Here is a 4,379-nt window from a genome sequence, read left to right as displayed (position 1 = left end):
TAGAGGTACACTTTTTCGACTTTTGCATCGGGTCGCATCATGAGGTGCTGGCTCCAGAAAGAGTTGGGGAGCACAGCTTCGAGCATCAGATTTCGACTTGGAATGTGGGCTTCATGGAGCGCTTACAGAAGTCGTGGGAGGCAAGGTCACGGGAACCTATGAAGAGGTGACCCAAGGGGCGCAGATCGTCTCGATGCTGTACACGAAGAAGTCCAGTGGCAAGGAGTACAGCTTCATGATTAACACCAGTATCGACTCTTCTTTGGAAGCTGGATGTAAGTGGGAATAGGGCGAGCACATGCGATTCAAGTATCTAGCCCTATCATTGCTCGGCCTGCTGTGGACGGCACCAGTGTTTGCCGATGTAATCACATTCAGCCCAACCAAAAACGTCGAAGCGACGCTCGTGTTGGAAGGTCCCATGCTAACAGTCGCCGTTAAAAGCGAGGCCCATAACGAATCCCGGACAATCGACTTTCAAGCTGAAAACGAATTGCATGTGCAGATCAACGATTTCAATTTCGACGGTATGAAGGATTTCGCTGTCTCGCAAATTGATGACGGAATGGGCACTTTCGATTACTACAGGATTTTTGTTTACCAACCAAAATCCAGCACCTTTGAGGAGTTACAGCCCGATTGCGGCGATGGTTTCGTCAATCTTCGTATAGAGAGCAAACGTAAAGCGTTGATCAGTACCTACTGGGAAATGAATGTTCCAAACCAATGCGTGACTCGCTTTTAGAAGCGTAGAACCTGAACGAATAAAGGATTGAACACGGTGAAAAATTTAATTTTGAATAGGCTGCTTTTATTGCTCGTAAGTTGGATGCCAGTTACAGCCATTGCATCGGTTCTTTGCAATCCTGAGAACGACTCCAAATACTTCCTTTCACAATGGTCGGATAGAGGCGATGGTCCCGAAGACATAGTTTCGAGCTTCGACGGGAAAGAGTTTTCCGTTGATCCTGGTCACGTCGTGTACCGCGGCGATCTCAATGGCGATGGCGTCGAAGATTTTATCTTCAACTCCCGTGTAGGTATCGGTTCGTCCATGGACAGCACATTCGCCTTTCTGATCCAGTGCCGTGGCTACCTGAAGCATGCGGGTGGTGATTACTTTGCCGGGGTCAAGGTGCTGGATGACGCTCCCAAGGATGGTGGCGATTTCAAGGATATCGAGATCTACTCCTACATCAGAAACTCCCTCGGTCAGATTCGATACAAAGACGACAAAGCGATGACCCGCCCGCATCTGTGGCGTTTTAATCCTCAGGCACAGCGCTATGAAGGGCAATCCGAGTAAGCCGCTGATGTGTATGTACCCAATTTTTCCTCAGATTAGGTTGCTTGGATTTCATCTGAATAGATCAAGGATAGAAGACAGTGAAACGCTTTTTTTTAGGGGCTCTTTGTGCACTGACATGCCAGGCCGTTCTACCGGTTTCAGTCGCACTTGCTCGGGACGAATGCACCGAGAACACCACAAGCCAACAAGTTGATAAGTGCTCTGAGGTATCGAAGGTTGCTGCCGACTCACAGTTGAATACGAGTTATCACCAACTGATGGCTCGACTCGAAACTCAGTATCAAGCCGAACCCGACACGGGGACAGCGTATACGGCGAAGGTCAAAGAAGCACAGCGCGCGTGGATAAAGCTGCGTGACGCAAATTGTCCGCTCGAAGCGTTTGAGATTAAGTCGGGTACTTCTGCCTACGTGACGACCGTGAATAACTGCGTCGCGAGAATGAGCCGCGAGCGTTCAGTCTTTCTAGACAATACTGCGCCCGACATCGTGAGTGGTTCGGCTGTTGGGCGTGGGTCAGATGTCTCGTGTCCATCTCAGGACTTTGCTCAGTTTCTACCGGTGTTTTCCGCTAATGCTGAATCCCAGAGGCGCCTCACTGCGCTGGCGGTGAAGATGCTGGTGTTAAAGCGTACAGAAGACCCGGGCCGATTCGAACCGTCCATTACTGGGGAAACAGGCTCCAGTTTGGCGTTTCCGTTGATGGCTGCGGTGGGGAAAGGCAAGACTGAAGGGGTTGAGATCGAACAAGTCGACGACAGTCACGTTAACGTTGTGGATAAACGAGCGGGTAACAGCAACATCAAGATTTTTAACTTTTCTCGAAAGGCGTGCTGGGCGCTTGTGGGGGTCGAAGACTGGTCAATCAGCGAGAAGGAGCTTGTTGCATCCAGTAAACCCGGAATGAGCCGCGCCGAAAGCTTCTGCTATCAACGTGCAGAGGGGTTGGGTGGTTTAGGCGCGATGGAGCAATACCGGCTGACTAAAGAACTGTTTGAAGCGTCCCTGGAAAACTATGTATGCGCTGCAGAGTCGGGTGATCCACAGGCGAGTCTGTCGGCGGCAAGTTTGAGTCTTTCGCAGATGGCGCCTCAATTGGAAACCAGCAAGCTTGAGGCTTTGTTCAAAGCGGCATCGACGACAGCGAGCGGCGCGCTGGGTTATGCCACGTACTTTTGTAACGGTAATTCCACCGACTATAACGGCCCTTGCCTGCACCCCGAGGAGGCAGAAAGGGAAGTTATTCGCGCGGTTTCCATGGGCTCCACAGATGCGATGAGCTATCTGGGTTCTTCTTTTGAAAGTGGCCAGTTGGGAACGAAGGATCTGTCCCGGGCGTTGGCCTGTTATCAGTTGTCCGCTGATAAAGGCCACCCGCAGGGTAGCGACGGCGTGAAGCGCTTGGTTTCGCAAGGCTCAGACATAAAGGCCAGTCACTGTCTGTGAATTTCGCTGTGCAGATATAAACGTTGAAGAAGGGGACGTTGAACCGGTCGATCGTATTGAGGCTCGGTGCGACTTTGGTTCAGCAAGAAGGGGGGATGCGAAGCCCCCCGTTCTCTATTCGCGAAGTTGCTACACCTTCGCCCGATGCTCCGCCGGATCCGGCGAATCAATATGGTCCAGCGCTCGCTCCACTAACAGATGCACACCGACCGCCATTCTGCTGAGTGCCAGTGCGACGGAGCGGCGTGAGCCTTCTACACTGTCGGCCAGGTCGGCGGCGATGGCGCTGATGGAAAGCAGGTCTTCCGAGGCGTTGGCCAGAAGGGTTTCGGTGTGGAGGTCGGGAGCGACGATGAAGAGGTCGCCATTGCGACGTTTAGGTTTTTTATCCGCAGGGGTGCCGAGGTGAAGATCTAGGGCGCGCTCGGCGGCTTCGTGGAGTTTTTTCGAATCGTAGGATTCGTAGGGGGATGTGTCTTCGTGTTCGGGGGGATTAGGTGTTGGCTTGATCATAGGAGTAATACCGAGATTAAGGAGCTAACACCGTTTCGCTTGCTTCGAAGGAGGTGGCAGCTGTGCATAGGTGTGCAAGACCGACTCGGTAAACCGGCAGACCCGAAGGTCTCCCATACACAGCTGCCATAACGATTCGCGAGCATAAGAAAACACTCGATGAATAGCCATAACCAATTGCATGCCGAGCCGGACTTGCACGTCCGTGTCACCGATTTGCGGCGACCACCAGAGACTATCGGTGATACCGAAGACTGCCTAGTTCACGGACAGCCCGGCGTGTTGAAGGAAATGTCCGAGAGGTTTGAGGGGATCAAGATCAAAAGATCGCAGCCTTCGGCAGCTACAGGATTGTGTTTCTTCAGGTGTAGGGATGGTGTCGAGAGGTGACGCGGAGCGTCACGGGATGTATTCCTTTGCTGCGCGTGGGAACGTCGGGTTGGCGTGACTTGGTAGTCATTGGCGTCAAAAAGACCTGCATCTTCTTCTAACGCAACCAGATAGTGGCGTTCTCGCTTGAAGCCGCTACACTGCGCCGACCGTTCATTTTCATTTTGAGGCTGTACGCATGAAATTTCGTTTTCTTCTGTGGATGCTGGGTTTGTTGATGGGTAAGGCCAGTCGGACTAATCCTGCATTTCAACAGCAGTTGGGTGACAAGGAATTGGTGTTTCAGCTGCAGACCCTGGACGGGAAAGTGGCGCGGCATTTCTTTGTGAAGGATCAGCGCATTACCAGCAAGTCGGGCGTGTATGCCGAGCCTGCGTTTGCGGTTGCCTTTAAAGACGCGGCGTATGGCTTTGCCACGATGCAGGCGAAGAACAAGCAGTTGGCGTTTATGACGGGGATTCAGGACAAGTCGATTCAGATCAAGGGCAACCCGGCGCTGGTGATCTGGTTTCAGGGGTTGACCAAGTATTTGAAGCCGCGGAAGGCGAAGGCAAAAGCCAAGGCTTGAGGTCCGCCAGTTAGACCGAGTTGGATTCTTCGCGAGCAAGCCCGCTCCCACATCTATGGTTACCCCCTTTTCTGCAATACTGTTTTTGATGTCGTGTTTGGCTTGCTTTCATCTATCCGGCGTCTGAGTGGGGTTGTAGCCCCGCGCCTCGATG

The 4,379-nt window shown here is 52.5% G+C and carries 5 protein-coding genes; 4 read left to right on the top strand and 1 reads right to left on the bottom strand.

Annotation, left to right across the window (positions count from 1 at the left end; translation table 11 throughout):
• Positions 1-298: 298 nt before the first annotated feature.
• From FQ187_RS29605 to FQ187_RS29595, 3 genes are all read left to right on the top strand, one after another.
• Positions 299-745 carry a hypothetical protein gene (locus tag FQ187_RS29605; RefSeq protein WP_149632194.1) on the top strand — a complete coding sequence of 149 codons (447 nt, stop codon included), beginning with the start codon at positions 299-301 and terminating at the stop codon, positions 743-745.
• A 36-nt stretch (positions 746-781) separates the two neighbouring features.
• Entirely contained in the window at positions 782-1,306 is a 525-nt protein-coding gene (locus tag FQ187_RS29600; RefSeq protein WP_256667489.1) for a hypothetical protein, read from the top strand.
• Positions 1,307-1,386: 80 nt separating this feature from the next.
• On the top strand, positions 1,387-2,754 hold the full coding sequence (locus tag FQ187_RS29595; RefSeq protein ID WP_149632193.1) for a lysozyme inhibitor LprI family protein: 1,368 nt from the start codon (positions 1,387-1,389) through the stop codon (positions 2,752-2,754).
• 129 nt (positions 2,755-2,883) lie between these two features.
• Here the strand turns inward: FQ187_RS29595 and FQ187_RS29590 are convergent, their stop codons facing one another.
• Positions 2,884-3,267: a DUF6124 family protein gene (locus FQ187_RS29590; protein ID WP_149632192.1), complete on the bottom strand. Its 384-nt coding sequence runs from the start codon at positions 3,265-3,267 to the stop codon at positions 2,884-2,886.
• A 568-nt stretch (positions 3,268-3,835) separates the two neighbouring features.
• Between FQ187_RS29590 and FQ187_RS29585 the strand changes: the two genes are divergently transcribed.
• The gene (locus FQ187_RS29585) at positions 3,836-4,225 is read left to right on the top strand and encodes a helicase (RefSeq protein ID WP_149632191.1); all 390 of its coding nucleotides are present in this window, start codon (positions 3,836-3,838) and stop codon (positions 4,223-4,225) included.
• The last annotated feature ends 154 nt before the right edge of the window (positions 4,226-4,379 follow it).

This window comes from Pseudomonas sp. ANT_J28 (assembly GCF_008370005.1).
Lineage (GTDB): Bacteria > Pseudomonadota > Gammaproteobacteria > Pseudomonadales > Pseudomonadaceae > Aquipseudomonas > Aquipseudomonas frigoris.
The sequence above is the reverse complement of the archived record's forward strand: the minus strand, read 5'-3'. Positions and strand labels throughout refer to the sequence as shown.

What these genes read in the sequence shown, in the direction of transcription:
- FQ187_RS29605 (WP_149632194.1), top strand. Translation starts at nt 299, where the DNA reads ATGCGATTCAAGTATCTAGCCCTATCATTGCTCGGCCTGCTGTGGACG.
- FQ187_RS29590 (WP_149632192.1), bottom strand. Translation starts at nt 3,267, where the DNA reads ATGATCAAGCCAACACCTAATCCCCCCGAACACGAAGACACATCCCCC.
- FQ187_RS29585 (WP_149632191.1), top strand. Translation starts at nt 3,836, where the DNA reads ATGAAATTTCGTTTTCTTCTGTGGATGCTGGGTTTGTTGATGGGTAAG.